This window comes from Sulfurovum sp., assembly GCF_049668085.1.
Lineage (GTDB): Bacteria > Campylobacterota > Campylobacteria > Campylobacterales > Sulfurovaceae > Sulfurovum.
The window spans coordinates 1-2,245 of sequence record NZ_JBATIY010000141.1 but is presented as its reverse complement, the minus strand read 5'-3'; the positions used below and the strand labels follow the sequence as shown (position 1 = coordinate 2,245).

The following is a 2,245-nucleotide window of genomic DNA, read 5'->3' as shown; positions in this document are numbered from 1 at the left end:
GAGGTAACGCGTACCAGCTAAAAGATCAAGGTTCATCTGGTCTGACTCTATAACACGGTAGGTAACTATAGGTGAGAAAACCCAGTTCTTCAGTTCCACATTCGTGATATTCAGTAGTCCTAATGGACCCAGGGGAATATTGACATCATCCTCTACATCCAGATACATGACATCAGCCATAATACCCCACTTACCTTTCTGTGCACCCAGTGTACCCATAAAGGCAAAATTCAAACTATCAATGATATCATTGAAATCCATTGTAAAGTTATTTCCAAAAGCAGTCTCTCCTCCTATATCCGCCATAAAGAGATAAAGAGAGGCAGAATATTCCCAACTGTCACTCACCACTACTTCTACTTCAGGTACAACTGGTTCAACAGGTGCAATATCACCACCTGCTATCAACATATTACCTGTAATTGCCAACAATGCGACTGTACTTAACACTTTATTCATTTATTTCCTTTACACTCAATCCTGATCAAAAAGATCAGGATAAATTTTTCATCTGACTTTAGGCGCAATTAACCGACTCGTCCACCCTTGGCCAAAGGGTCTTTATCCCCTACTTGCTTTTCCCATTCATCTTCAAGCAATTCTTTAGCTGCCTGTTCAAGGAATTCAGGGGCAGCCCATTCATTGACATCAAAGTCATTTTTGATGTAACCGTGACTAAACATGAAATCTTTTCCTATCTTGACTGAAGCCAGGTTTTGAGCTGACAGGTTAGGTACCATATCTAAATGTTTAATACCTTGGTAGGTATCCTCAGCATCCAAATAGAAAGTCTGCTTGTCAAGAATCTCTGCCGCAGCACGTTTATTTCTATTGGACCAGCGTCCTACTTTTATCATCCCTTTTAGGTAAGCAATAACAAGTTCTGGATGTTTTTCTGCCATTTTTGCAGTACAGGTAATAGCAGCAGGTACATTGGCTACCTGAAGTGTCCAGTCAGGATATCTGGAGAGATCTTCTATCGCCTTCATTTTTCCTGTTGCCTCCTGAATATGCTGGAATGGTTTACTTTGTGTATAGATCGCATCAACAACACCTTCTAACAGTGCAGTTTCAAGCGGGCGGAAAGCAAGGTCATGTTTATGGTCACGCTTGAGCCACAATTCAGATGCGTTGTCCATTGGTGGCGCGAGCATACTAGGATCGTTATACCAGTCATCCGCGTATGGGAACTCTACGATCTCGACGTCTGCACGGGTCATATCGTTCATCTTAAGCATCAATTCGATACCCTGCTCTTCCTGTATACGCCACCAGTCATTCTTGACCTGGTTCATACTTTTAGAAAGACCGATCTTTTTACCTTTAAGATGACTCATCTTGTAGATGTCTTCCTCTGCACGCACCATCATACAACCGCCTTCATATACCTGGGTTACACCCAAAAGCTTTGTCTTGCGAATATCCGCCTGAATGGCAATAGGTGGGAATAAGCCACCAAAACGAATCAAGTTGTCTAGGTTGTGAATGTAATGTGGGTACCAGTCATTCTTCTCTGTAGCGCGCAGAAAAGCATACTTTACACCGATCTTTTTAAACTCTTCTCTTGTCCAACCAAGTTCCTGGTCAACATTACTTGCAGAGATAAGTGGACAGTTGGTGTAGTACACTTCTTTCCAATTTAATTTCACTGTATTGAATTTTGTGTTTTCGAATGTTGTTGCTTTAACATCTTCCGTACCTGGAGCAATACTCATTTTTTCTTCAGGAAGTGTTGCTTCTTTAGCTGAGGCAGCGGAAGATAATGCGTCCGCACCAGCTGTAGCACCGGCAGCAGATAATGCTGCATCACCCTTGATAATACCCTGTAGTAAATCTTCACTTTCTTTGTTCATAATAAATCCTTTTCATCTTAATTATTTACATCTATAGTATAACGAAACTTTTACGACTTTTATTAGACCAAAACTCCTATTTTTAACAATTTAGAAGAATAAAAAATTATCATTTCACTATATTAATAATAAATTTTATGTATTATCTTTAATTATCAAGAAGGTAACGAAGTACAATAGCTATATTGGCATCTCTACTATTGCCGTTTGCCAGTTTTCCGTTAGGCAGAGAAACTTCAATATAGACCAAATCATCGAATGTTTTTTCACCAAATGTATATTGCAAAGAAAGGATAATATCTTTGATGCTGTATTCCCCCATATAGTCATTATTTGTCGGTAAAAGCAAGTTTCCCCCGCCTGCAATACGTAAGCTTTCATCAACATCATAG

At 39.7% G+C, this 2,245-nt stretch carries 3 protein-coding genes; all 3 read right to left on the bottom strand.

Annotated features, from left to right (window positions below; genetic code table 11):
• Positions 1-459, bottom strand: a 459-nt coding sequence (locus WBM70_RS08910) for a hypothetical protein (RefSeq protein ID WP_424558158.1), incomplete at its 3' end; no start/stop codon positions are given.
• A 68-nt stretch (positions 460-527) separates the two neighbouring features.
• A complete protein-coding gene (locus WBM70_RS08905; protein WP_424558157.1) occupies positions 528-1,853 on the bottom strand; it encodes an ABC transporter substrate-binding protein in 1,326 nt (441 codons plus the stop codon).
• 148 nt (positions 1,854-2,001) lie between these two features.
• Positions 2,002-2,245 (bottom strand): hypothetical protein (locus tag WBM70_RS08900; protein ID WP_424558156.1); only part of this gene is annotated, 244 nt, incomplete at its 5' end.

Coding starts and splice junctions, on each gene's coding strand:
- WBM70_RS08905 (WP_424558157.1), bottom strand. CDS start 1,853: ATGAACAAAGAAAGTGAAGATTTACTACAGGGTATTATCAAGGGTGAT.